The 20,846-nt window shown below is 72.4% G+C and carries 24 protein-coding genes; 13 read left to right on the top strand and 11 right to left on the bottom strand.

Annotated elements, in window-relative coordinates; all coding sequences use genetic code 11:
* Positions 1-71: 71 nt before the first annotated feature.
* Both RIN75_RS18570 and RIN75_RS18575 read left to right on the top strand, forming a co-directional pair.
* Positions 72-632, top strand: a complete 561-nt coding sequence (locus tag RIN75_RS18570; RefSeq protein ID WP_309113211.1) for a TetR family transcriptional regulator — start codon at positions 72-74, stop codon at positions 630-632.
* 17 nt (positions 633-649) lie between these two features.
* The gene (locus RIN75_RS18575; protein ID WP_375295979.1) at positions 650-1,015 is read left to right on the top strand and encodes a nitroreductase family deazaflavin-dependent oxidoreductase; all 366 of its coding nucleotides are present in this window, start codon (positions 650-652) and stop codon (positions 1,013-1,015) included.
* On the opposite strand, the gene RIN75_RS18580 is transcribed toward RIN75_RS18575, so the two are convergent.
* Positions 1,012-1,974 (bottom strand): WYL domain-containing protein, encoded by a 963-nt coding sequence (locus RIN75_RS18580; protein ID WP_309113213.1) that lies wholly within the window; start codon positions 1,972-1,974, stop codon positions 1,012-1,014. The genes RIN75_RS18575 and RIN75_RS18580 overlap by 4 nt on opposite strands.
* A gap of 44 nt (positions 1,975-2,018) precedes the next feature.
* Between RIN75_RS18580 and RIN75_RS18585 the strand changes: the two genes are divergently transcribed.
* Both RIN75_RS18585 and RIN75_RS18590 read left to right on the top strand, forming a co-directional pair.
* A complete protein-coding gene (locus tag RIN75_RS18585) occupies positions 2,019-2,555 on the top strand; it encodes a DUF664 domain-containing protein (RefSeq protein WP_309113214.1) in 537 nt (178 codons plus the stop codon).
* Entirely contained in the window at positions 2,552-3,139 is a 588-nt protein-coding gene (locus tag RIN75_RS18590; protein WP_309113215.1) for a GNAT family N-acetyltransferase, read from the top strand. Before RIN75_RS18585 ends, RIN75_RS18590 begins: the two co-directional genes overlap by 4 nt.
* 3 nt (positions 3,140-3,142) lie before the next feature.
* Here RIN75_RS18590 and RIN75_RS18595 read toward each other — a convergent pair whose 3' ends face one another.
* Both RIN75_RS18595 and RIN75_RS18600 read right to left on the bottom strand, forming a co-directional pair.
* Positions 3,143-3,454 carry a hypothetical protein gene (locus RIN75_RS18595; RefSeq protein WP_309113216.1) on the bottom strand — a complete coding sequence of 104 codons (312 nt, stop codon included), beginning with the start codon at positions 3,452-3,454 and terminating at the stop codon, positions 3,143-3,145.
* A gap of 53 nt (positions 3,455-3,507) precedes the next feature.
* A complete protein-coding gene (locus RIN75_RS18600) occupies positions 3,508-4,452 on the bottom strand; it encodes a beta-ketoacyl-ACP synthase III (protein ID WP_309113217.1) in 945 nt (314 codons plus the stop codon).
* 66 nt (positions 4,453-4,518) lie between these two features.
* Between RIN75_RS18600 and RIN75_RS18605 the strand changes: the two genes are divergently transcribed.
* From RIN75_RS18605 to RIN75_RS18615, 3 genes are read left to right on the top strand one after another with little or no spacing between them, the layout of a single operon-like run.
* On the top strand, positions 4,519-5,124 hold the full coding sequence (locus RIN75_RS18605; RefSeq protein ID WP_309113218.1) for a TetR/AcrR family transcriptional regulator: 606 nt from the start codon (positions 4,519-4,521) through the stop codon (positions 5,122-5,124).
* Between the two features lie 9 nt (positions 5,125-5,133).
* Complete coding sequence (locus RIN75_RS18610) at positions 5,134-5,976, top strand: helix-turn-helix transcriptional regulator (RefSeq protein WP_309113219.1); 843 nt, start codon at positions 5,134-5,136, stop codon at positions 5,974-5,976.
* Between the two features lie 44 nt (positions 5,977-6,020).
* Positions 6,021-6,767 (top strand): SDR family oxidoreductase, encoded by a 747-nt coding sequence (locus tag RIN75_RS18615; RefSeq protein ID WP_309113220.1) that lies wholly within the window; start codon positions 6,021-6,023, stop codon positions 6,765-6,767.
* A 130-nt stretch (positions 6,768-6,897) separates the two neighbouring features.
* On the opposite strand, the gene RIN75_RS18620 is transcribed toward RIN75_RS18615, so the two are convergent.
* The 5 genes from RIN75_RS18620 to RIN75_RS18640 form a co-directional block, all read right to left on the bottom strand.
* Positions 6,898-7,584: a universal stress protein gene (locus tag RIN75_RS18620; RefSeq protein WP_309113221.1), complete on the bottom strand. Its 687-nt coding sequence runs from the start codon at positions 7,582-7,584 to the stop codon at positions 6,898-6,900.
* Positions 7,585-7,871: 287 nt separating this feature from the next.
* A complete protein-coding gene (locus RIN75_RS18625; RefSeq protein ID WP_309113222.1) occupies positions 7,872-8,201 on the bottom strand; it encodes a DUF3040 domain-containing protein in 330 nt (109 codons plus the stop codon).
* A gap of 255 nt (positions 8,202-8,456) precedes the next feature.
* A complete protein-coding gene (locus tag RIN75_RS18630) occupies positions 8,457-8,936 on the bottom strand; it encodes a superoxide dismutase family protein (protein ID WP_309113223.1) in 480 nt (159 codons plus the stop codon).
* A gap of 188 nt (positions 8,937-9,124) precedes the next feature.
* A complete protein-coding gene (locus tag RIN75_RS18635; RefSeq protein ID WP_309113224.1) occupies positions 9,125-9,487 on the bottom strand; it encodes a DUF742 domain-containing protein in 363 nt (120 codons plus the stop codon).
* Between the two features lie 31 nt (positions 9,488-9,518).
* Positions 9,519-11,699 carry a nitrate- and nitrite sensing domain-containing protein gene (locus tag RIN75_RS18640; RefSeq protein ID WP_309113225.1) on the bottom strand — a complete coding sequence of 727 codons (2,181 nt, stop codon included), beginning with the start codon at positions 11,697-11,699 and terminating at the stop codon, positions 9,519-9,521.
* A 568-nt stretch (positions 11,700-12,267) separates the two neighbouring features.
* On the opposite strand from RIN75_RS18640, the gene RIN75_RS18645 reads away from it, so the two are divergent.
* The 5 genes from RIN75_RS18645 (at position 12,268) to RIN75_RS18665 (ending at position 16,621) form a co-directional block, all read left to right on the top strand.
* Positions 12,268-14,472: a molybdopterin cofactor-binding domain-containing protein gene (locus RIN75_RS18645; protein ID WP_309113226.1), complete on the top strand. Its 2,205-nt coding sequence runs from the start codon at positions 12,268-12,270 to the stop codon at positions 14,470-14,472.
* A gap of 9 nt (positions 14,473-14,481) precedes the next feature.
* On the top strand, positions 14,482-14,937 hold the full coding sequence (locus tag RIN75_RS18650) for a 2Fe-2S iron-sulfur cluster-binding protein (RefSeq protein WP_309113227.1): 456 nt from the start codon (positions 14,482-14,484) through the stop codon (positions 14,935-14,937).
* A 142-nt stretch (positions 14,938-15,079) separates the two neighbouring features.
* On the top strand, positions 15,080-15,514 hold the full coding sequence (locus RIN75_RS18655) for a MarR family transcriptional regulator (protein WP_309113228.1): 435 nt from the start codon (positions 15,080-15,082) through the stop codon (positions 15,512-15,514).
* Between the two features lie 64 nt (positions 15,515-15,578).
* The gene (locus RIN75_RS18660) at positions 15,579-16,022 is read left to right on the top strand and encodes a hypothetical protein (protein ID WP_309113229.1); all 444 of its coding nucleotides are present in this window, start codon (positions 15,579-15,581) and stop codon (positions 16,020-16,022) included.
* Positions 16,022-16,621, top strand: coding sequence for a DJ-1/PfpI family protein (locus RIN75_RS18665; RefSeq protein WP_309113230.1), 600 nt, complete (start codon positions 16,022-16,024; stop codon positions 16,619-16,621). Before RIN75_RS18660 ends, RIN75_RS18665 begins: the two co-directional genes overlap by 1 nt.
* A gap of 282 nt (positions 16,622-16,903) precedes the next feature.
* On the opposite strand, the gene RIN75_RS18670 is transcribed toward RIN75_RS18665, so the two are convergent.
* The 3 genes from RIN75_RS18670 to RIN75_RS18680 are packed head-to-tail and all read right to left on the bottom strand — an operon-like array spanning position 16,904 to position 18,538.
* Positions 16,904-17,434 carry a GNAT family N-acetyltransferase gene (locus RIN75_RS18670; RefSeq protein WP_309113231.1) on the bottom strand — a complete coding sequence of 177 codons (531 nt, stop codon included), beginning with the start codon at positions 17,432-17,434 and terminating at the stop codon, positions 16,904-16,906.
* Positions 17,435-17,448: 14 nt separating this feature from the next.
* The gene (locus tag RIN75_RS18675) at positions 17,449-17,835 is read right to left on the bottom strand and encodes a VOC family protein (protein ID WP_309113232.1); all 387 of its coding nucleotides are present in this window, start codon (positions 17,833-17,835) and stop codon (positions 17,449-17,451) included.
* A gap of 43 nt (positions 17,836-17,878) precedes the next feature.
* Positions 17,879-18,538, bottom strand: a complete 660-nt coding sequence (locus tag RIN75_RS18680) for a dienelactone hydrolase family protein (RefSeq protein WP_309113341.1) — start codon at positions 18,536-18,538, stop codon at positions 17,879-17,881.
* A 94-nt stretch (positions 18,539-18,632) separates the two neighbouring features.
* On the opposite strand from RIN75_RS18680, the gene RIN75_RS18685 reads away from it, so the two are divergent.
* Positions 18,633-20,582: an erythromycin esterase family protein gene (locus RIN75_RS18685; protein ID WP_309113233.1), complete on the top strand. Its 1,950-nt coding sequence runs from the start codon at positions 18,633-18,635 to the stop codon at positions 20,580-20,582.
* The last annotated feature ends 264 nt before the right edge of the window (positions 20,583-20,846 follow it).

Consider the following 20,846-nt stretch of genomic DNA (forward strand, 5'->3'; position numbering starts at 1 on the left):
AACGCGTGTTGGCATGAAGGTACCGAGCACGCGATGGCGATGTCAACACTTGTTGGCCTACACTCGTTGGCATGACCACTGCCAAGCCCCGCCGCTCGGACGCGACCAAGGAGGCGATCCTCGTCGCGGCCCGCGAGCGCTTCGCCGAGGACGGTTACGAGAGGGCCACCATCCGGGCCATCGCGGCGGACGCCGGGATCGACCCGTCGATGGTCATGCGCTACTTCGGGAACAAGGAGAAGTTGTTCGCGGCGGCGGCCGAGTTCGACCTGCGGTTGCCGGATGTGGCCGGGATGGCGAGGGAAGAGGTCGGCAGAAGGCTCGCCGGGCACGTGGTGGACCGGTGGGACGGCGACGAGACGTTGATGGCGCTGCTGCGGGCGGCCGTGACCAATGCGGCGGCGGTTGAGCGGATGCGGAAGATTTTCGCGACCCAGTTGGGGCCGGTGGTCGCGGCGATCGCCCCGGATCGGGTGGGGACGAGGGCCGGGTTGATTGCGACGCAGGTGTTGGGGATCGCGTTCACGCGGTATGTGCTGCGGTTGCCGCCGGTGGTGGCCATGGAGCGGGACGAGTTGGTGGAGTGGATCGGGCCCACGCTCCAGCGCTACCTGACAGGGACGCCGGACTAGCCGGCCTTCGCCCGCTTTTGATCCCGAGAGCACGTCAGGGCAGGCCCGGGGGCAACCTGCTGCTGCTCACCACCGTGGGCGCGCGGACCGGCATCCAACGCGTGACGCCGTTGGCCTTCGCGCGCGACGGTGAGCGGTACGTGGTGGCCGCTTCCTACGCGGGCGCGTCGAAGCACCCGGCCTGGTACCACAACCTGGTCGCGACCCCGAAGGTCGCCGTCGAGGTGGGCGAGGAGACGTTCGAGGCGGTCGCGACCCCGGTCGAGGACCGGGCCGAGCGGGACCGGCTGTACGCGGCGCTGAACGAGATCTCGCCCATGTTCGGGGAGTACCAGGCGAAGACCGAGCGGCTGATCCCGGTCGTGGTGGTCGAGCGGGTCTAGTCGCAGCTCTCCAGGAGGCGGCGGCCGAGGTCCTTGACTGCGGCGCGCAGTTCGGGGCAGCGCACCACGCGGAACGCCGCGGGCACGGCCGCCAGTTGTTCGGCGTACCAGGTCGGGTTGCTGGTGCTGCCCACGAGGAGCGTGGTCGACGCGTCCCTCTCGGACAGCCGGCCCAGGATGCGTGGCACGCACGGGGCGACCCGGGACAGGGGCGCGTCGATCAGCACCTCGACCTCGTACTCCCAGCCGACGGCCAGGTGGTCTTCGAGTTCTGCCACCGGGTCCAGGCCGGCGGGTGGGGCGAAGGTTTCCTCCAAGACGGTCACCGCGCGGACTCGGTCCACGCGGTAGGCGCGGCGGTCGTCGGAACGGTGCGAACGGCACAGCAGGTACCAGCGGCCGTGGCGGACGACGACCGCCCACGGGTCGACGTCGGCCACCCACTCGGAACCGGACTCCGAGCGGTAGTCCAGGCGGACGCTCCGCTGGTCCGAGCACGCCCGCACGAGCGCGGCGGTGGTTTCCGGCGCGGGTCGGGCGGCGGACCGGTCGGGGGCCGGGGACGTCGTCCGCCGCACCTCCTGGGCCTGCGCGGCCACCGGCTCGGGCAGGGCGTGGATGAGCTTGCCCAGCGCGCTGCCCACCGGGTCGGTCGGGTCGGCGGCGTCGTGGTGGCCGTCGAGCACGGCCATGACCAGCGCCAACGCCTCCGCCGCGGTGAACATCAGCGGCGCCGGGCGCAGGCCCCGCCCCACCCGGTAGCCGCCGTACGGGCCGCGCTCGGACTCGATCGGGACCCCGGCCTCGCGCAGGATGCCGACGTACCGGCGGGCGGCGCGCTCGGACACGCCGAGCTTGTCCCCCAGGCGGTCGGCGGTGATGCCGGGACTGTTCTGGAGGACCTCCAAGGCCAGCAGCGCGCGGGCCGTGGGACTCACATCGGGGGACACGGTCACCATTTCCGGAAGCGGAACGTCCGGAACGCAGCCTAACGTCCGGGGCCATGACCGGCGACACCACGATCCACGAGCCGTCGATGACGGCGGGCGAGGTCGAGATGATGCTCTTCGCGCTGGAACGCTCCCGCGCCCAGTTCGCCTGGAAGGTCGGCGGGCTGGACGCGGCGGCCCTGCGCAAGCCCCACCCGCCGTCCGCGATGACCCTGGGCGGCCTGCTCAAGCACCTGACCCGGGTGGAGGACCAGCGCACCGACCTCGACCTGCTGGGCCGGCCGATCTCCCCGCCGTGGGACACCGCCCCGGACGAGGAGTGGGAGTGGACCTCCGCCGCCGAGGACGACCCGGGCGAGCTGTACGCGCGGTGGCGGGCGGCGGTCGAGCGGTCGCGGAAGGCGTGGGCGGAGGCACTGGCCGACGAAGGGCTCGACCGGTTGTCCGCGCACGCCTACGGCAACGGTGCCCGGCCGAACCTGCGGCGGATCCTGTGCGACCTGCACGACGAGTACGCCCGGCACACCGGCCACGCCGACCTGATGCGCGAAGCCGTGGACGGACTGGTCGGGGAGGATCCGCCCCGGTGAAGATCGGGCCGACCAACGAGGCGTCACAAGAGGACGTGGACGCGATCTTCGGGACGGCCGATGCCGGGCGGTGCCGGTGCCGGCGGTTCAAGGTCGTCGGGTGGATCTGGCGGGACTCCACGCTGGACGAGCGGGTCGACCGGCTCTACGAGCAGACCGCGTGCGGCGAGCCGGACGCGCCCTCGACCAGTGGCCTGGTGGCCTATGTGAACGGCGAGCCGGCGGGGTGGGTCGCGGTCGAGCCGCGCACGGCGTACCCGGAGCTGCGCGGGCAGCGGGTGCCGTGGGCGGGTCGGGACGAGGACAAGGACGACGGCGATGTGTGGGCCGTGACGTGTTTCGTGGTGCGCAAGGGTTTCCGGGGGCGCGGCCTGACCTACCCGCTGGCCCGCGCGGCGGTCGAGCACGCGCGGGACAACGGGGCCAAGGCGCTGGAGGCCTACCCGATGGTCGTCCCGCCGGGCAAGCACATCACGTGGGGCGAGACGCACGTGGGCGTGCGGCAGGTGTTCGAGGAGGCCGGGTTCGTCCAGGTCGCCCACCCGACGCCGCGCCGGGTGGTGATGCGGGTCGAGTTCGGCTGACCCTCACATCCGGGACCAGGCCACGAAGAACAGCACCACCAGCCCGATGACCACCACGACGCCCAGGGTGCCGCCGAGGACGAGACCGGTGCCGAACGCGCCACCCGGCTTGTCCAACCGGAACAGCTTGACCAGGCAGCCGAGCAGGATCGCGCCGACCGCCACACCGATGAACGCGTACGCGTACTCGCCGCCCTTCCAGCCCCAGGAGCCGAAGGTGTCGGACGAGTAGGCGAAGTACAGCGCCACCAGCAGCGCGCACGGCAGCAGGAACCCGCTGAGGCCCAGCAGCCGCCGCCTGTCGATCTCCGTCATGCCGTCGAGTCTGCTCACGCGCCCGGGCCGGGCGCATGAGCAGTTCTACGCGATCACGGGGCCGTGACGACCTGCCCGGCCCACGACAGCCCGCCGCCGAACGCGAACAGCAGCACCGGAGCGCCCGACGGCAGGTCGCCCCGGTCCACCAGCTTGGACAGCGCCAGCGGCACCGACGCGGCGGAGGTGTTGCCGGACTCCACGACGTCCTGCGCCACCACCACGTGCTCGGGCAGGTCCAACTGCCGCACCAGGGCCTCGATGATCCGCAGGTTCGCCTGGTGCGTCACGATCCCGCCCAGGTCGGCTGGGGTCAGCCCGGCCAGTGCGCACGCCTGCCGCGCGACGGCGGGCAGTTCGCTCGTCGCCCACCGGAACACCGCCTGCCCCTCCTGCGCGAACCGCGGCTGCCACTCGTCGACCAGCCGGACCGCGTCGCCCCGGGTCGGGTCCGAACCCCAGGCGACCGGCCCGATCCCGGCCTCGTCCGACGCGCTGAGCACCGCCGCGCCCGCGCCGTCGCCGAGCAGGACGCACGTGCTGCGGTCGGTCCAGTCGGTGACGTCGGACATCTTCTCCGCGCCGATGACCAGGGCGTGCCGGGCCGCGCCGGCGCGCACCGAGTGGTCTGCGACGGCCAGGGCGGTGCAGAAGCCGGCGCAGCCGTTGTTCAGGTCGAACGCCACCGCGGCCGGGATGCCGAGCCGGGCCGCGACCTGGGCGGCGATGGACGGGCACCGGTCGATGGCCGTGCAGGTCGCCACCGTCACCAGGCCGATGTCCGCCGGGTCCAGGCCCGCGCCGGCCAGCGCCTTGGCCGCCGCGGCGGCGGCCAGGTCGGTGACCGACTCGTCCGGCGCGGCGATGCGGCGGGTGGCGATGCCGGTGCGGCGGCGGATCCACTCGTCGCTGGTGTCGACCATCGTCGCCAGGTCGTCGTTGGTCAGGACGCGGGCGGGCTGGTGGTGGCCCAGGGCGGCGATGCGGCTTCCCGGCACGGTGATCTCCTCGGGTTGACTGCGGGAAATATAGCAACCGATCGGTCGGTAGCTAAGATGCCCGGCATGAGCCCGCGCAAGTCCGCCGTCGAAGCCCGCCACACCCGCGAGCGCATCGTCGCGCGGGGCATGGCGATCGCGTCCGTCGACGGCCTGGAGGGGCTGACCATCGGCCAGCTGGCCGCCGACCTCGGCATGAGCAAGGCCGGGGTGCTCGGGCACTTCGGCACCAAGCAGGCGTTGCAGCTCGCGGCGCTGCGGGCGGCCTCGGAGGTGTTCACCCGGACCGTGTGGCGGCCGGTCGAGCACGTCGAACCGGGTCTGCCCCGGCTGCGGGCGCTGTGCGGGACGTGGTCGGAGTACCTGGAGGCCGAACGGGACACCTTCCCCGGCGGGTGCCTGTTCACCACGGCCGCGATCGAGTTCGACGCCCGCGGCGGCCCCGTGCGCGACACCGTCGCCCGGCTGTTCACCGCGTGGCGGCGGCGGTTGGCGACCGAGGTCCGGACGGCGGTCGAGCACGGGGACCTGCCCGCCGGCACCGACCCGGACCAGGTGGCGTTCGAGATCTTCGGCGTGTTCCTGGCGCTCAACCAGGAGATCCACCTGTTCGGCGCGCCCGACGCGGTCGCACGCACCCGGCGGGCGCTGGACCGGGTCCTCGCCGGATAACGTGGACCTGTGGGTGGCTCATCGACGGCACGGCGTCAGCTCAGCGAGTTCCTGCGCGACCGGCGGGCGCGGATCACGCCCGCGGACGTGGGCCTGCCCTCGGCGGGCCGGCGGCGCACACCGGGGCTGCGGCGCGAGGAGGTCGCCGTGCTCGCCGGGGTCGGGGTGTCCTGGTACACGTGGCTGGAGCAGGGGCGGGACATCCGCGTGTCGGGCGAGGTCCTGGACGCCATCGGCCGGGCGCTGCGGCTCGACGACACCGAGCGGGAGCACCTGTACGTGCTGGCGGGCCTGAACCCGCCCCGGACCGTGCGCCGCGACCGCGAGGTCACGCCCGAGCTGCAGCAACTCGTCGACGCCTGGTCGCCCAAACCCGCCCTCCTGCGCGACCGGTACCGCAACCTGCTGGCGATCAACGACGGGACGCGGGCCGTGCTCGGGTACGACGACACCGACCACAACTGCATGATCTCGTTCTTCACCAACACCCGGTACCGCGAGCCCTACGAGCACTGGTCTTCGGTCGCGGCGGCCGTCGTCGCGTCCTTCCGCGCGGACGCCGCGCACACGCCCGACGACCCCGAGTTCCACCGGCTGGTGGCGGAGCTGACGGCGGTGAGCCCGGAGTTCGCCGAGCTGTGGGCGCGGCACGACGTGGCCGTGCCCGCGCAGGCGGTGAAGGCGGTGCACCACCCGGAGGTCGGGCGGCTGCTGTTCGACCTGACGACGTTGACCGTCACCGACCACCCGGACTGGTACCTGGAGCTGTACAACCCGCGACCGGGCACGGGGACCGCCGAGCTGGTGGAGCGGCTGTCACAGCTCAGGGTGGTGGTGGCACACCCAGGTTGACTGGGCACTGCCTGTTCTTGGGTCAGGCGGACAGGCTGGTGCTCATGAACAACCGATTCGACGGCAAGGTCGCTCTGGTCACCGGCGGGACGAGCGGCATGGGGTTGGCGGTCGCGCACCGGCTCGCGGCGGAGGGCGCGCAGGTCGTCATCACCGGCCGGGACAAGCAGCGGGTGGACGCCGCGTTGGTGCCCGGGGTGCACGGGGTGGCCGGTGACGTGGCGAACCTGGCCGACCTTGATGCGCTGATGGACGACATCCGGTCGCGGTTCGGGCGGCTGGACGTGGTGTTCGCCAACGCCGGGGTGGCGTCCTTCCAGCCGGCGGCCGAGGTGACGGAGGCCGAGTTCGACCGGGTCGTGGACGTCAACTTCAAGGGTGTCTACTTCACGATCGCCAAGGCGCTGCCGTTGTTGGTGGACGGCGGGGCGGTGGTGATCAACGCGTCGTGGACGCTGCACCGGGGGATGGCGGGGGCGTCGCTGTACGCGGCGACCAAGGCGGCGGTGCACAACCTGGCGCGGACGTTGTCGGCGGAGTTGGCCGGGCGGCGGATCCGGGTGAACTCGGTGAGCCCCGGGTACATCGAGACGCGGATGTACCACGAGAACGTGGCCGCGGAGGCGTACGACGCCGTCGTGAGCGGGGTGGCCGCCGGGCGGTTGGGGACGTCCGAGGAGGTGGCGGCGGCGGTGGCCTTCCTCGCGTCCGACGAGGGGGCTTACGTCACCGGGCAGGACCTGGTGATCGACGGCGGCGTGGTCGCCACCGTCGCCGGTCCGATGGTCTGAGCCGCCGGGTCCGAGGTCTGCGGGGTCAGGCTCTGCGGGGTCAGGCTCTGCGGGGTCAGGCTCTGCGGGGTCAGGCTCTGCGGGGTCAGGCTCTGCGGGGTCAGGCTCTGCGGGGTCAGGCTCTGCGGGGTCAGGCGAGGAGGACGGGGCAGGCGGAGTGGTAGAAGGCGGTCTTCGCCACTCGGCCCACGGTGCCGCCGTAGCCCCGGCCGATCACCAGCAGGTCCGTGGAGGGCGCGCCGAAGGCCTCGTGCGGGGCGCGGCGGTCGAGGAGGGTCGTCGGTTCGACGTCCGGGGCCATCGCCCGCAGGTACGCGGTGGCGTGACACAGCGGGGTGTCGTCGGGTTCGCCCACCTCGGCCACGCCGCCGAAGTGCAGGTGCAGGTGCAGCAGCCGCAGGCGGGCCGAACGGGCCCGGCAGATCTCGGCCGCCGCGCGCACGACGGCCCGGTCGGAGACGCCGCCGACCGCCGCCGTGACCACACCGGTCCGCAGCGGCAGGCCCCGGACCACGACCAGTTGCCGCTCGGGGTTCTCGGCCGCCGCCGCGAGGCCGTGGAACGGTTCGCCACGCGAACCGACGACCAGCGTGTCGCACTCGAGCGTCCGCAACTCGTCCGGACCGCCGGGGACGAAACGGCCCACGGAAGGCGTCCGCCCGACCACGACCAGTTCCGATCGGGTGACGGCGGCGTGCTCCACCGCCCAGTCCAACGCGCGGTTCGCCGCCTCGGACCCGTCCAGGCCGACCGCGATCGTCCGGCGTGCGCCGAACCGGGGAAGGGCCTCGACGGATTCAGCGACGACTCTCGACATGGCTCGCCTCGCGCGCGTGAGGGGGTTGGGTATCGAAACTGTGCTCCTCTTCGTCCCCGAATGCCAGAGCCGGCCACCCTTTCGGGTGGCAGACCGCGTGGCGTTCAAGGAACTTCGCGACCTCGTACCCATCCTCCAAGGGCAAGGGGTGAAGCGCCAACCGGTCGACACCCAACTCCGCGTACCGGTCCACGGACGATCCGGCAACCGGGCCGATGTGCGTGAAGTCGACCTCCGACCGACCCGATCCGGGCGGCCGGTTCGCCGACTCGAGCGTTGGGATGCCGCTACCCGGCGGACGGGGTCCTGTCGACGACGGTGTAGGGGTCCGGTTGGCGGCCTGCGCGGACCGCGTCGATCAAGAGCAGGACGGGGAACACGGCCGTCACGGCCGCGCCGAGCACGACCAGGGCGGTGGACCCGGTGGTCACGCCGAAGACCACGACGGTCAGGCCGACCAGGTAGACGACGGTGAGGCCGACCGCGACGCCGAGTCGGCCGGACAGCCGCCGGGCGGGGCGCATCCGGGCCAGCCGGCCGGCCAGGCGCGGGTCCTCGGCGGCGAGGTTGCGCTCGATCTCGTCCAGTGCGCGTTTCTCACGGTCCCTCAAGCCCATGACCAGCCACCTCCGCGCGCGGGGTCCCGACCCGTCCAGTATCACCCGAAGCGCCACCCGGTGCGCCAGGGAAGATTGCTCTGTCAGAGCCGGGGGTTACCCCGCGAAAACATGATCGAACCCCTGTGACATGGCGCCGCCTCCGGCGTCGCGGCGAGGCCGCCTGGAAGTCGGCCCATCGGCCCGCGTTTCCCACCGATCAAAAAGCGCGATCGTCGGGAAAGGCGGGCCGACAGGCCGACGCGGCCCCGCGGGTCAGGGCTGCTTGAGGGTCACGCAGCCGAGGCGGGCACCTGCCGTACCCGCGTGTTGGGCGTGGGTGGCCGTCGTCTTCTCGTGGATGACGACGGAGGCGGGCTTGCGGTCGCCCAGTTTCCAGTCCACAGTGGACTTCGCGGTGCCGGCGCCCTTGTCGTCGGTGGTGAAGTCCAGCCAGATCTCGTTGCGCGGGTTGGCGTACGCGGGGTCGACCGACGGGGTCACCGGGTCGATCTCGTCCTGGAAGTGCGGACCGGCCGCCTCGCCCTTCTCGCCGCAGGCCTTGACGTGCGCGTGCGCGCCGTAGGCCCGGCCGGGCTGCAGGCCGGTGACCTTCAGTTCGGTGACGACGCCGGTGTCCGACGTGGTCACCACGACCTCGGCGGACGAGCCCGCCGGGATCAACTCGGGGTGGTACGTGGTCGCCGGACCGTCCGGGGACCAGGTGGCGAACGCGCCACCGCCGCGCAGCGCCACCGACGGCGGCGGCGTGGACGAGGTGGTCGACGTGGTGTTCTGCGCGCCGTTCTGCCCGCAGCCCGTGAGGGCGGCGGCCAGGGTCAGAACGGCAACCGTGCGTGTGCGGATCGCGGCCTCCTACACCGTGCGCGGGGCTGGCGGGCCCCGCGTTCCCAAAAAACCTGCTCAGCCCCGAACCGGGGCTTCTAGAGCCTGCGAATCCCCTCCAGCACCCGCTGGAGCATCTCCAGGTCCGGCATCGCGGAGATCGTCCGCGAGCGGAACATCAGGAAGTCCCGTTCGAGCAGGTCGCTGATCACCACCCGGGCCACGCCCAGCGCGAGCCCGACCTTGGCGGAGATCTCCGCGACCGACTGGGGCACGGCGCACACCTCGAGCACCCGCAGGTACTCCGGGTTCAGGCCGTGCGGCTGCAATCCCGTCGCGACGACGAGCGTGATCAGGTCCAACTGCGGGCCGACCGGCTTGGTCCGGCCGCGGGTGACCTGGTACGGGCGCACCAGCGGGCCGGCGTCCTGGTCGTACCACGCGTGCTCGTCGTCGGTCACGACGCGGGCACCCCTTCCCCGGCGGCCACCGTCACGAGCCCTCACCCCGCGCCTGTTGCACGCCCTGCTGGAACGCCGAGAACCCGGCCCGGGACCGCTCCGGCTCGGGCTCGACGGCCGGTTCGAACAGCGGCAGCGACCCGGACACGCTGCCCAACGACCCGGACAGGCTGCCCAGCGACTCGCCGGGCGCGCGGGTGGCCAGCGACTCGCCGGGCGTGCGGCGGTCCAGCGGGGCGCGGCGCGGCTGCGGCGGGGTGCCCACCGGCGTCAACGTCGCGGTCTCCTCCGCCGGCGACACGGGGGTCTCCTCGGCGATGAGGTCGTTGGGCAGCATCACGACCGCCTGCACGCCGCCGTAGATCGACTCGCGCAGCGCGACCTTGATGCCGTTGCGGTTGGCCAGCTGGCCCACCACGAACAGGCCGATGCGGGTCTCCCCGGTCAGCGCCATCACGCCGAAGTCGGGCGGGCTCTGGAGCCGGCGGTTCAGCTCGGCCAGCCGCTCCTCCTGGATGCCCTGGCCCTGGTCCTCGATCTCGATGACCACCCCGCGCCCGACCCGCGTGGCGACGATGTCGACGTGCGTCTCCGACGGGGAGAACGCGGTGGCGTTGTCGACCAGCTCGGCCAGCAGGTGGATGACGTCGGCGACGACCGCGCCGGTCAGCTTCACCTGGGGCAGCGTGCCGGTGTCGACCCGGCTGTAGTGCTCGGTCTCCGACACCGCGCCGCGCACGACGTCCAGCAGCGGCACCGGGTTGCGCCACTGCCGGCCGGGCCGCTTGCCGCCCAGGATGATCAGGCTCTCGGCGTTGCGGCGGCTGCGGGTGGCCAGGTGGTCGAGCTGGAACAGCAGCGCGAGCTGGTCGGGGTCCTCCTCGGACCGCTCGGCCTTGTCCAGCACCTGCAACTGCTTGTGCACCATGACCTGGTTGCGGTGGGCCATGTTGAGGAACACCGAACGCACGCCCTGCCGGGTCTCGGCCTCCTCGGCGGCGGCGGACACCGCGAACCGCTGCGCCTTCTCGAACGCCCGCGCCACCTGGCCGATCTCGTCGTCGCCGTGGTCGAAGTCGGGCAGTTCGGCGTCCACGTCCACGCGCTCGCCGCGGCCGATGCGCGCCACCACGTCGGGCAGCTTGTGCTCGGCCACCTCCAGGGTGTCCTTGCGCAGCGTGGTGAGCCTGCGGATCAGCGAGCGGGACTGGCGCAGGGCGATGAGCATCGCGGCGAAGGCGAGCAGCAGGATGACCCCGCCCGCGGTCAGCGACGCGGTCAGCACCGCGCCGCCGCGGCTGGTGCCCAGGTCGGCGGCGTAGGTGGAGTGCGCGGCGTAGAGCTTGAGCAGGTTCTCCGACACCGTCTTGTTGGCGTTCTCCCACGCCTCGACGTCGAAGTCCGGGGCGTGCTTGCCCGGCCCCTTGGCCATGATCTTGTCGTCGCCCGCGACCAGGGTCTTCCAGGCGTCGGTGCCCTTGAGGTTGGTGTAGTCCGTGCGCTCCTGGTCGGTCAACCGGGGCACGATGGTCTCGATCAGCTCGTGGTAGGTGCCCATCTGGTGGGCCAGCTCGTGGTACTCCTTCTCGTCCAGGCCGCGCGTCATCGCGCGTTCCACCAGGACGTGCGAGCGGGCCTGGGCCTCGACCGAGCGCAGCAGCTCGGAGCTGATCGTCTGCTCGAAGGCGACCTCGCCGTCGGTGGCCGACCGGGCGATGCCCTGCACGCTCAGGCCGACGAAGTCGATCAGGTCGCCGTAGAAGTCGTAGACCTGGCCGGGGGTCACCGCGCCGAAGTCCGCGCGCTGGCGCATCTGGGGCAGGTCCCGGGAGGCGTCGCCGAGCAGCTGCAGCGGCTTGCGCAGCTCGTCGGGCGCGTCCTCGGCCAGCCGCTCGACGGTCGCGGACAGCTCGACCAGGGCGGTGTCGACGGCGCCGCGCTGGTCGGCCAGGCGCTTGCGGTCGGCGCCGGGGTCGTTGAGCTGGATCGTGGTCAGCCGGCGTTCCTCCTGCACCGCCTGGATGACCCGCGAGCTGGGGCCGAGCGAGCTGCGGACGTTGTCGGCGAAGTTCCGGGTGCTGATCCCCTGGTAGGCCAGGTAGCCGGACAGGACGACGCCCACGACCATGATCGCGATCGACGGGATGAGGGCGATGGCCAGGACGCGGGACTGGATCGTGCCCGATCCCCGCAGACGCTTGAGTGTGCGCATGGACGTCGTCTCTTCAACCTTCCCCGGATCGTCGGCACGCAGCGGGATCGACTCGCCATCACCGGATCGCGGAATCGGACGACAACGAAGTGGCGGGCGCACGGCGCGAAACGCACCGCCAAGAGCGGAAATAACCCCGACAACGGCCGACAAGGCATCCGCAGGCGTCCCGAAGTCACCTGCGGTTCATTTGTTGTGACGCGCTGGACTGGTGTGCGGGGGCTTTTATAGCAGATCTTGCCAGGGGTATCTACCCCAGGGTAGGTAGTACCCGGCGTTGACCAACTGTGAACCCCTAGTTACTCCGAACGGCGGATGGATCTACCCGTTTGGGGTTACCTAGAGTGTCGCGCAACCACGGCCAAAGGGACGCTGACCGCTGTCCCGGGTCGTCGATCGCACCTGTCCGTGTAGTCCCGGCGAACGTGAGAGGGTTTCTCTTCCGACTCCGCGACCCCGCTGACCTCGTCGATCCGCACAAAACTTCGCGCGCACTCGTGCGAATGTCGACGACTTTTCCCGTGGTTCCCCTGCACACCCCCTGCAATAAGTCTGACAAGGAGTTCGGATGGCCGGCGCCGGCGACCAGATCAACCGGGCGGACCCCCCGACCGACCGCAAGCGGGGGATCGGGCGGCGCAGATTCCTGACCTTCGCGATCGCCGCCCCGACGCTGGCCGTCGGCGGGTACGTCGGCTACGACGCCACCGACGCGCAGGCGCTGCCGAGCCTGCCCCAGCCCGCCGACCTGCTCGACCTGGGTGACGTGATCACCCTGGCCAGCCGACCCACCGCGTGGACCATGGCGCTGCGCGTCGAGGAGGACGGCACGGTCGTCTTCGAGCTGCCGCGCGCCGAGTCCGGGCAGGGCATCACCACCGCGGTGGCGATGCTGATCGCCGAGGAGCTGGACGCGAAGCTGTCCGACGTGCGGGTGGAGCTCGCGGACGCCACGCCCAGCCTGCTGTGGAACCAGTTCACCGGCGGCTCGACCAGCATGCGCACGCTGTGGGAGCCGGTCCGCCAGATCGCCGCCGCCGCGCGCGGCCGGCTGGTCACCGCCGCGGCCAAGCGGTGGGGCGTCGAGGCCTCGGTCCTGGTCACCCGCGACTCGGCGGTGGTGGCCGCCGACGGCCGGACGCTGACCTTCGCCGAGCTGGCCGTCGAGGCCGCGACCACGACGTCCGCCCCGGTGACCGCGCTGCCCAAGGACGCCAAGAACTACAAGCTGGTCGGGCAGCCGACCGGCCGGGTGGACGCGCGCGACATCGTCACCGGCAAGGCCAAGTACACGATGGACGTCGAGGTCGAGGGCGCGCTGGCCACGGTCGTCGCCCGGCCGCCCACGATCCGCGGCACGGTCGTCTCGGTGGACGACACCGCCGCGCGGGCGATGCGCGGCGTGGTCGCGGTGACCCGGATCGACACCGGTGTCGCGGTGAGCGCCACGTCGTTCGACATCGCGTTGAAGGCGCGGGACGCGCTGAAGATCACCTGGAAGGACGGGCCGGCGGTCGGGCTGTCCGACAGCACGATCAAGAACAAGCTGCGGTCGGCGGTGGCGCCGCTGGTGGTGCCGGGGCTGCTGTCGAGTGCGCTGGACGCCGAGTTCGACTTCGCGTTCGTGCCGCACGCGCCGATGGAGGTGCTGGGCGCGGTCGCGGACGTGCGGTCGGACCGGGCCGAGGTGTGGTTCCCGTGCCAGTCGCCGATCGTGGCGCAGAACGAGATCGCACGGGCGGTCGGGCTGCCGGTGGACCAGGTGACCGTGCACGTGTCGCGCGCCGGCGGGTCGTTCGGCCGGCGGCTGTTCTGGGACCCGGCGCTGGAAGCGGCCGTGGTGTCCAAGAAGATCGGCAAGCCCGTCCGTCTCATGTGGACGCGCGCGGACGACACCAAGCACGGCCGGCTGCGGCCCGCCTCGCACCACAAGATCCGGGCCACCCACATGCTCGGCGACGTGCAGGCGTTCGAGCACCGGATGGCCGCGGTGGAGACCGACCTCGAGCACGGGTTCGGCGAGATCATCTCGGCCAGCGGCGCGGCGGTGTCCGGCCCGGCCGACGGGTCGCTGTTCTTCCAGCTCTCCGCGACCTGCCCCTACAACTTCGGTGTCGTGACGCAGTTGTTGAGCGAGGTGCCGATGCCGCTGCCGACCGGCAGCTGGCGGTCGGTGTACTCGGCGAACCTGCGCACCGCCGAGGAGATCGTGGTCGACGAACTGGCCGCGAAGCTCGGGCGGGACCCGGTGAAGTTCCGCACCCAGATGCTGAAGTCCGCGCGGGTCAAGGCGGTCTTGGCCAAGGTGGCGGCGGAGGGCCAGTGGGGCAAGGCGATGCCCGCCGGGCACGCGCAGGGCGTCGGCGTGCACGAGGAGTACCGGTCGGCCACCGCGTGCCTGGTGGAGATCGACGCGCGCGACCCGAAGGCGCCGCGCGTGACCCGGGCGACCATCGCGGTCGACGTCGGCCTGCCGGTCAACCCGACCGGGCTCAAGGCGCAGATGATGGGCGGCCTGATGGACGCGATCTCGACGATCCTGCAGGCGGGCGTGCACATCGACGACGGGCGGGTGCGGGAGAGCAGCTACGGCGACTTCCAGTACGCGCGCCAGAAGCACGCGCCGATCAAGCTCGACGTGTTCGTGATGCCGCCCAGCGGCCGACCCGGCGGCGCGGGCGAGTTGGGCGTGCCCGCCGCGGCGGCGGCCGTGGCCAACGCCTACGCCCGCGCCACCCGCACCCGTCCCCGCAGCTTCCCGATCAACTTCTGAGGAGTCCTCGTGCCCACCTACCGGTTCTTCGTCAACGGCGAACACGTCGCCGTCGACGTGGCGGCCGACACCCCGCTGCTGTGGGTGCTGCGCGACCACCTCGGCATCACCGGGCCGAAGTACGGCTGCGGCGTCGGCGTGTGCAAGGCGTGCACCAGCCACATGGACGGTGCGGCGGTGACCCCGTGCACCGTGCCGGTGTCGCAGTGCCAGGGCCGCAAGATCACCACGATCGAGGGCCTGGCCGACGGCGACGACCTGCACCCGGTGCAGGAGGCGTGGATCACCGACGACGTCGCCCAGTGCGGCTTCTGCCAGCCGGGCCAGATCATGGCCGCCGCCGCGCTGCTGAAGAAGACCAAGACGCCGACGGACGCCGAGATCGACGCCATCGAGAACGTGTGCCGCTGCGGCACGTACTGCCGCATCCGCGACGCCATCAAGCGCGCCGCCGCGGCCATGTAGCAGCCGGGGTGCGGTGCGGGCGAGCCCGAACCGCCCCGCACCGCACCTCCCGCTCCCGCCGCGCACCTCCCCGCCCGTCTGGCCCGCACCTCACCCGCCCGCACTCCCCGCCCGTCCGCCCCGAGTGCGCGAAAATACGGCCGTGACCGCCCCCAACGACCCGCCCCAACCACCCGTCCCCAGCACGTCCATCGTCGTCCTGACGCTGGCCCGCCGGGTGGAAGCCGAGCTGAACGCCGCGCTCGCCCCCTTGGAGCTGACGGTGAGCAGGCTCGGCCTCCTCGGGCACATCTCGGGCGTGCCCGGCGCGTCCTTCAGCGACCTGGCGCGGATGTCGGGCATCTCCGTGCAGTCCGTGCACGGCGCGGTGAAGGCACTGGTCGCCGCCGGGCTCGTGCGGGACCTCAACGCCCGCGCCGGCTCCGCCTCCACCATCGAACTCACCCCCGAGGGCACCCGCCTGCTCGACGCCGCCCGGCAGAAGGTGTCCGAAGTGGACGAACGCCTCTTCGGTCCGGACGCCGACCCCGCGCAGCGCAAGGTGGGTGAAGTCGTCCGCGCGACCTTCTCGTTCTGACGCCACCTTCAAGTTGCCTGAAGCATGCGCTAGGCTTCAGGCAACTTGAAGGTTGGAGGTCGCAGTGCACCACGTCCTGCTGTCGATCCACGTGGTCGCCGGCATCGTCTTCGTCGGCGGCTCGGCGGTCGCGGCGAGCCTGTTCCCCCGCTACGCGCCGGTGTCGCCCGCGCCCGAGTCCGGTGAGCGCAACCCCGCCGTCGCGGCCCTGCTGCACCGGGTGACCGGCGGTTACGCCGTCGCGGGCGTCGTCGTGCCGGTGGCGGGCATCGTCCTGGCGTCCGTGCAGGGCCGGATGGGCGAGATCTGGGTGATCCTCGCGATGGCCCTCACCGCGGCGGCCGGCTTCCTGCTGGCCCTGCAGATCCACCCGCGCCAGCGCGCCGCGCTGGCCGAACCCGGCGACGCGCGCAAGCTCAAGGCGTTGTCCGGGCTGGTCGGTGTGTACAACGTCCTGTGGACGGTCGTCGTCGTGCTGATGATCGTCCGACCCGGATCGGGGGCGTGATGACCACGTACGGACTGCTCGTCTTCGACGAGGTCGAGGAGCTGGACTTCGTCGGCCCGTGGGAGGTATTCAGGGCGTCGGCCCTGGTCCGCGCCGCCGGCGACACGGCCGTGCTGATCGCGGAACGCCCGGACCCGGTGCGCTGCGCCAAGGGCCTGCGCGTCCTGCCCGACCGGACCCTGGACGACCACCCGCCGCTGGACGTGCTCGTCGTGCCCGGCGGGCGCGGGGCGCGGCTGGTGCAGACCCGGAACCCGGTGGTGACCGACTGGATCGCGCGGACCGGGGCCACCTGGGTGGTCGGCGTGTGCACGGGCGCGTTCCTGCTGCACGCCGCAGGCATGTTGGAGGGCCGGCGGGTCGCCACGCACTGGCGGCACGAGCAGGAACTGGAGGACCGAGGCGGGGTCACGCTGGTCCGCGACGCCCGGTACGTGGTCGACGGCACCCTGCTGACCAGCCAGGGCGTGTCCGCCGGCATCGACAGCGCCCTGTGGCTGGTGGGCCGCCTGCACGGCCGAGACCACTCCCGCGAAGTCCGCCGCACCATCCAGTACGACCCGGCCCCGCCCTACACCGCCGACGAACCCCTCCCCTGACCCGCCGGGCCGAGGATGAGCGCCGGGCCCGGCGTGGGCGCCGGTTCTGGCATGGGCGCAGGGCTTGGCACGAGCGCCAGGTCTGGGATGTCGGTACCCCGTGGGACAATAGAAGCGGGGGCCGGAGGCCGGCGGTAGAAGCCACGGGCCGGGTGCCGGCGGTAGAAGCCACGGGTCGGGTGCCGGCGGTAGAAGCCACGGGCCGGAGGCCGGCGGTAGAAGCCACGGGCCGGGTGCCGGCGGTGGCAGCCAGGGGCCCAGCGGCCGGCAGGTCAGGTCAGGTCAGGTCAGCGGGTAGGTCATCTCGACGCCCTCCAGCTCCACGCCGTCGGGCAGCGGCACCATCGTCCGCCGCACCTCGCGGAACCCGAACGACCGGTACAGCTGCTCCCCCGGCAGGGTCGCCATCAGCACCAGCGACCGGAACCCCGCCGCCCGCGCCGCCTCGACGCACCGGTCCAGGATCGCCCGCCCCAGCCCGCGCCGGGTCCAGTCGCCGCGCACGAACATCGCGCGGACCCGGGCGGGCTCGGTGGCGGGGTCCAGGGGGCGGTCGTCGGACGCGCCGGGGCCGGAGCCGGTGTAGAGCTTGTCGCGCTTGCTCCAGCCGCCGCACGCCACCACCTCGCCGTCGGCCTCGCACACGTAGTACGTGCCGTCGTCGACCAGCACCGTGTCCGGCACGGTCAGGTGGCGCGCGGCGGACGCCGTGGCGCGTTCGTCGTGGAACCGGGGGAACACCTCCAGCACGGACCGCCGCATCAGGGCGCCGATCGCCGGCACGTCCGCGCTTGTCGCCGTGCGCAAGTCCACGGCGACAGATCATGTCACCTGCCGGGCACCTCGTGCAGGCACAGGTAGTTGCCCTCGGAGTCGCAGAACCAGGCGGCCTTCTCGCCGCCCATGTCCGCGATGTGGTCGACGGTCTTCAGGTCGGGCATGTCGTAGTCCTCGAACCGCACGCCACGCGCCTCCAGCTGCCGGATCTCGCTGGAGATGTCGGAGACCTCGAAGCTGAGCACGGTGTGCTTGCTCTGCGAGCCCTCTTCGGTGGGCAGCAGGCACAGTTCGTTGCCGAACCCGAGGTCGAACCTCCGGCTGCCGTCCGCGCTGGTCCCGGACTGGGTGAGACCGAGTTGGTCGGTGTAGAAGTGGGTGGCCCGCTCCATGTCGGAGACGGGGAGCACGGTGGCTGTTCTCGTATCGGTGAGCATTGAGCACCTCCTCCAGACGCCAGCAATGGTGCGCCCGAACGGGTTACTCGGCAACGCGTGTTCGTGTTCCGTAAGACTCGAGGTGCTTGCCGAACCAGTCCGCCGCCAGCCGGGCCACCCGGTCCAGCGCACCGGGTTCCTCGAACAGGTGGGTCGCGCCGTCCACGACCTCCAGCGCCCACTCGCAGGTCAGCTGCCCGGCCGCCGCCCGGTTGAGGTCGAGCACCTGGTGGTCGCGCCCGCCGACGATGAGCAGCGTCGGGGCCCGCACCCGCCGCAACGCGCCGTGCGCGAGGTCCGGCCGCCCGCCCCGGGACACCACCGCCCCGACCGGCACGCCTGCGGCGGCCACCAGCGCGGCGGCGGCCCCGGTGCTCGCCCCGAACAGGCCGACCGGCAGCTTGGCGGTCTCGGGACGGTCCCCGCACCACCGGATCGCGTCGGCCACCCGGCCGGCCAGCAGCCCGATGTTGAACCGCAGGTGCCCGGTGCGCACGTCCACCCGTTCCTCGTCGGGGGTGAGCAGGTCCAGCAGCAGCGTGGCCAGGCCTTGGCCGCGCAGGTACGCGGCCACCGCCCGGTTGCGACCGCTGTGCCGGGAACTGCCCGAGCCGTGCGCGAAGACGACGACGCCCACCGGGTCCGGCGGCACGCCCAGGTCACCCGCCAGATTCCCCACCCGCACCGCGACCGGGTCCTCCATGCCCAGGGAGTTCACGGCCCGGCCGTCCCCGAAACGTGTAGTCGCCCGGACGCGCGGGTAACCCATCGGTTCCGCCGAGTCGGGGAGTGGTGCCGTGCGGAAGCAACGCGAACGCCTCTTCCGGGACCGCCGCGACGCGGGCCGCGTGCTGGCCGGGCTGCTCGCGCACTACCGCGACCGGGACGACGTGGTCGTGCTGGCGCTGCCGCGCGGCGGTGTGCCGGTCGCCTACGAGGTCGCTCAGGCGTTGCACGCGCCGCTGGACGTGTTCCTGGTGCGCAAGCTGGGACTGCCACGCCAGCCTGAGCTGGCGATGGGCGCGCTGGCCTCCGGGGGCGTGGTCGTGCTCAACGACGACGTGGTCCGCCAGGCCCGCGTGGACGAGCAGACCATCCGCCGGGTCACCGAGCAGGAGCAGAAGGAACTGCTGCGGCGCGAGCGCGCGTACCGGGGTGCGGCGCACATGACCGACGTGGCCGACAAGACCGTGGTGCTGGTGGACGACGGCCTCGCCACCGGTGCCAGCACGCGTGCCGCGGTCCGGGCGCTGCGGCAACTGCGGCCCGCGCGGCTGGTGGTGGCGGTGCCGACCGCGCCGCCGTCGACGTGCCGGGAGCTGGCCCGTGAGGTCGACGAGATGGTGTGCGCGTCCACGCCCCGCGACTTCATCGCCGTCGGCGGGTCGTACGTGAACTTCGGCCAGACCACGGACGACGAGGTCAGGTCGCTGCTGCGGGGTGCCGAGGGGACTCCGGTCGCCGACACCACCACCGCCGTGCTGCGCGGTGACGCGGTGCCCGCGCCGGGCGGGGTGCTGTCCGACGAGGTCCTGTTCGACCTGGTCGGAGATGCGGGCTTGGTGTTGATCGGCGAGGCGTCGCACGGGACTCACGAGTTCTACGCCGCCCGTGCGGCCATGACCCGGCGGCTGGTGGAGGAGAAGGGCTTCCGCGCGGTGGCCGTCGAGGCGGACTGGCCGGACGCGTACCGCGTGAACCGCTACGTCCGGGGGCACGGCGACGACCGGGACGCCGAGCAGGCGCTGCGCGGGTTCGAGCGGTTCCCGGCGTGGATGTGGCGCAACACCGACGTGGTGGAGTTCGTGACGTGGCTGCGCGGCCACAACGAGCGGGCCTCCGAACAGGTCGGCTTCTACGGCCTGGACCTGTACAGCCTGCACCGGTCGGCCGCGGAGGTCGTGGCGTACTTGGAGGGCGTCGACCCGCAGGCCGCCGCGCGGGCGCGCGAGCGGTACTCGTGCCTGGAACACGGCGAGGACGGCCGGTCCTACGCACGGGCGGCGGCGTTCGGCGCCGGGGACGACTGCGAGCAGCGGGTTGTGGAGCAGCTGGTGGAGCTGTGCACGTCGATGCCTTCGGCTGCGCTACCCGACGACGAGCGCTTCCACGCCGAGCGCAACGCCCAGCTGGTGCGGTCGGCCGAGGAGTACTACCGGACCATGTTCGGCGGGCGTGTGTCGTCGTGGAACCTGCGGGACCGGCACATGGCCGAGACGTTGGAGGCGTTGCGGGAGCACTTGGACACCAAGATCGTGGTGTGGGCGCACAACTCCCACCTGGGTGACGCCCGGGCGACGGAGTTCGCGACCCGCGGTGAGCTGAACGTCGGCCAGCTCGTGCGGGAGCGCTTCCCCGACGACTGCCGCCTGATCGGCTTCACCACGTACACCGGCACCGTGACCGCGGCGGACGACTGGGGCGGCCCGGCCGACCGCAAACGCGTCCGACCGGCCCTGCCCGGGAGTGTGGAGGAGCAGTTGCACGAGGTGGGCGGCGACTTCGCCCTGGCCTTTCCCACTGCACCCCGCGGCGCACGGGTCCTGCGAACGTCCCGCCTGGAACGCGCCATCGGCGTCATCTACCGCCCCCACACCGAACGCCACAGCCACTACTTCCGCGCCCGCCCCGCCGACCAGTTCGACGCGGTGATCCACGTCGACCGCACGACGGCTTTGGAACCCTTGGAACGCACCCCTCGCTGGGACCGCGGCGACCTCCCCGAGAGCTACCCCCACGCAGTCTGATCACCACCGCCAAACCCGCTTCCCGACCGCTCCAGCCGGGAATTGTCGGTGCCCCGTGGGACAATGGAAGCGGGGGCCGGAGGCCGCGCCCAAGCCGAAAACCGCCGCCGCACCAGCCACCGCACCGCACCAGCCCCGGCACCGCACAAGCCCCGCACCGCGCGCCGCCGCAACCGCCGCGAGCCCCGCACCGCGAGCCACCACACCGCCCCGAGCCCCGCACCGCGAGCCGCGAGCCGCCGATGAGCCCTCCGCCGCGAGCCG

This window comes from Saccharothrix sp. (assembly GCF_031180885.1).
Taxonomy (GTDB): Bacteria; Actinomycetota; Actinomycetes; order Mycobacteriales; family Pseudonocardiaceae; genus Actinosynnema.

Bases quoted from the DNA above. Each gene is read 5' to 3' on its own strand.
- RIN75_RS18625 (WP_309113222.1), bottom strand. From the start codon at position 8,201: ATGGGCTTGAGGGACCGTGAGAAACGCGCACTGGACGAGATCGAGCGC.
- RIN75_RS18595 (WP_309113216.1), bottom strand. From the start codon at position 3,454: ATGACGGAGATCGACAGGCGGCGGCTGCTGGGCCTCAGCGGGTTCCTG.
- RIN75_RS18580 (WP_309113213.1), bottom strand. From the start codon at position 1,974: ATGGTGACCGTGTCCCCCGATGTGAGTCCCACGGCCCGCGCGCTGCTG.
- RIN75_RS18665 (WP_309113230.1), top strand. From the start codon at position 16,022: ATGACCACGTACGGACTGCTCGTCTTCGACGAGGTCGAGGAGCTGGAC.
- RIN75_RS18570 (WP_309113211.1), top strand. From the start codon at position 72: ATGACCACTGCCAAGCCCCGCCGCTCGGACGCGACCAAGGAGGCGATC.
- RIN75_RS18605 (WP_309113218.1), top strand. From the start codon at position 4,519: ATGAGCCCGCGCAAGTCCGCCGTCGAAGCCCGCCACACCCGCGAGCGC.
- RIN75_RS18645 (WP_309113226.1), top strand. From the start codon at position 12,268: ATGGCCGGCGCCGGCGACCAGATCAACCGGGCGGACCCCCCGACCGAC.
- RIN75_RS18620 (WP_309113221.1), bottom strand. From the start codon at position 7,584: ATGTCGAGAGTCGTCGCTGAATCCGTCGAGGCCCTTCCCCGGTTCGGC.
- RIN75_RS18585 (WP_309113214.1), top strand. From the start codon at position 2,019: ATGACCGGCGACACCACGATCCACGAGCCGTCGATGACGGCGGGCGAG.
- RIN75_RS18615 (WP_309113220.1), top strand. From the start codon at position 6,021: ATGAACAACCGATTCGACGGCAAGGTCGCTCTGGTCACCGGCGGGACG.
- RIN75_RS18675 (WP_309113232.1), bottom strand. From the start codon at position 17,835: ATGCTCACCGATACGAGAACAGCCACCGTGCTCCCCGTCTCCGACATG.
- RIN75_RS18680 (WP_309113341.1), bottom strand. From the start codon at position 18,538: ATGGAGGACCCGGTCGCGGTGCGGGTGGGGAATCTGGCGGGTGACCTG.
- RIN75_RS18640 (WP_309113225.1), bottom strand. From the start codon at position 11,699: ATGCGCACACTCAAGCGTCTGCGGGGATCGGGCACGATCCAGTCCCGC.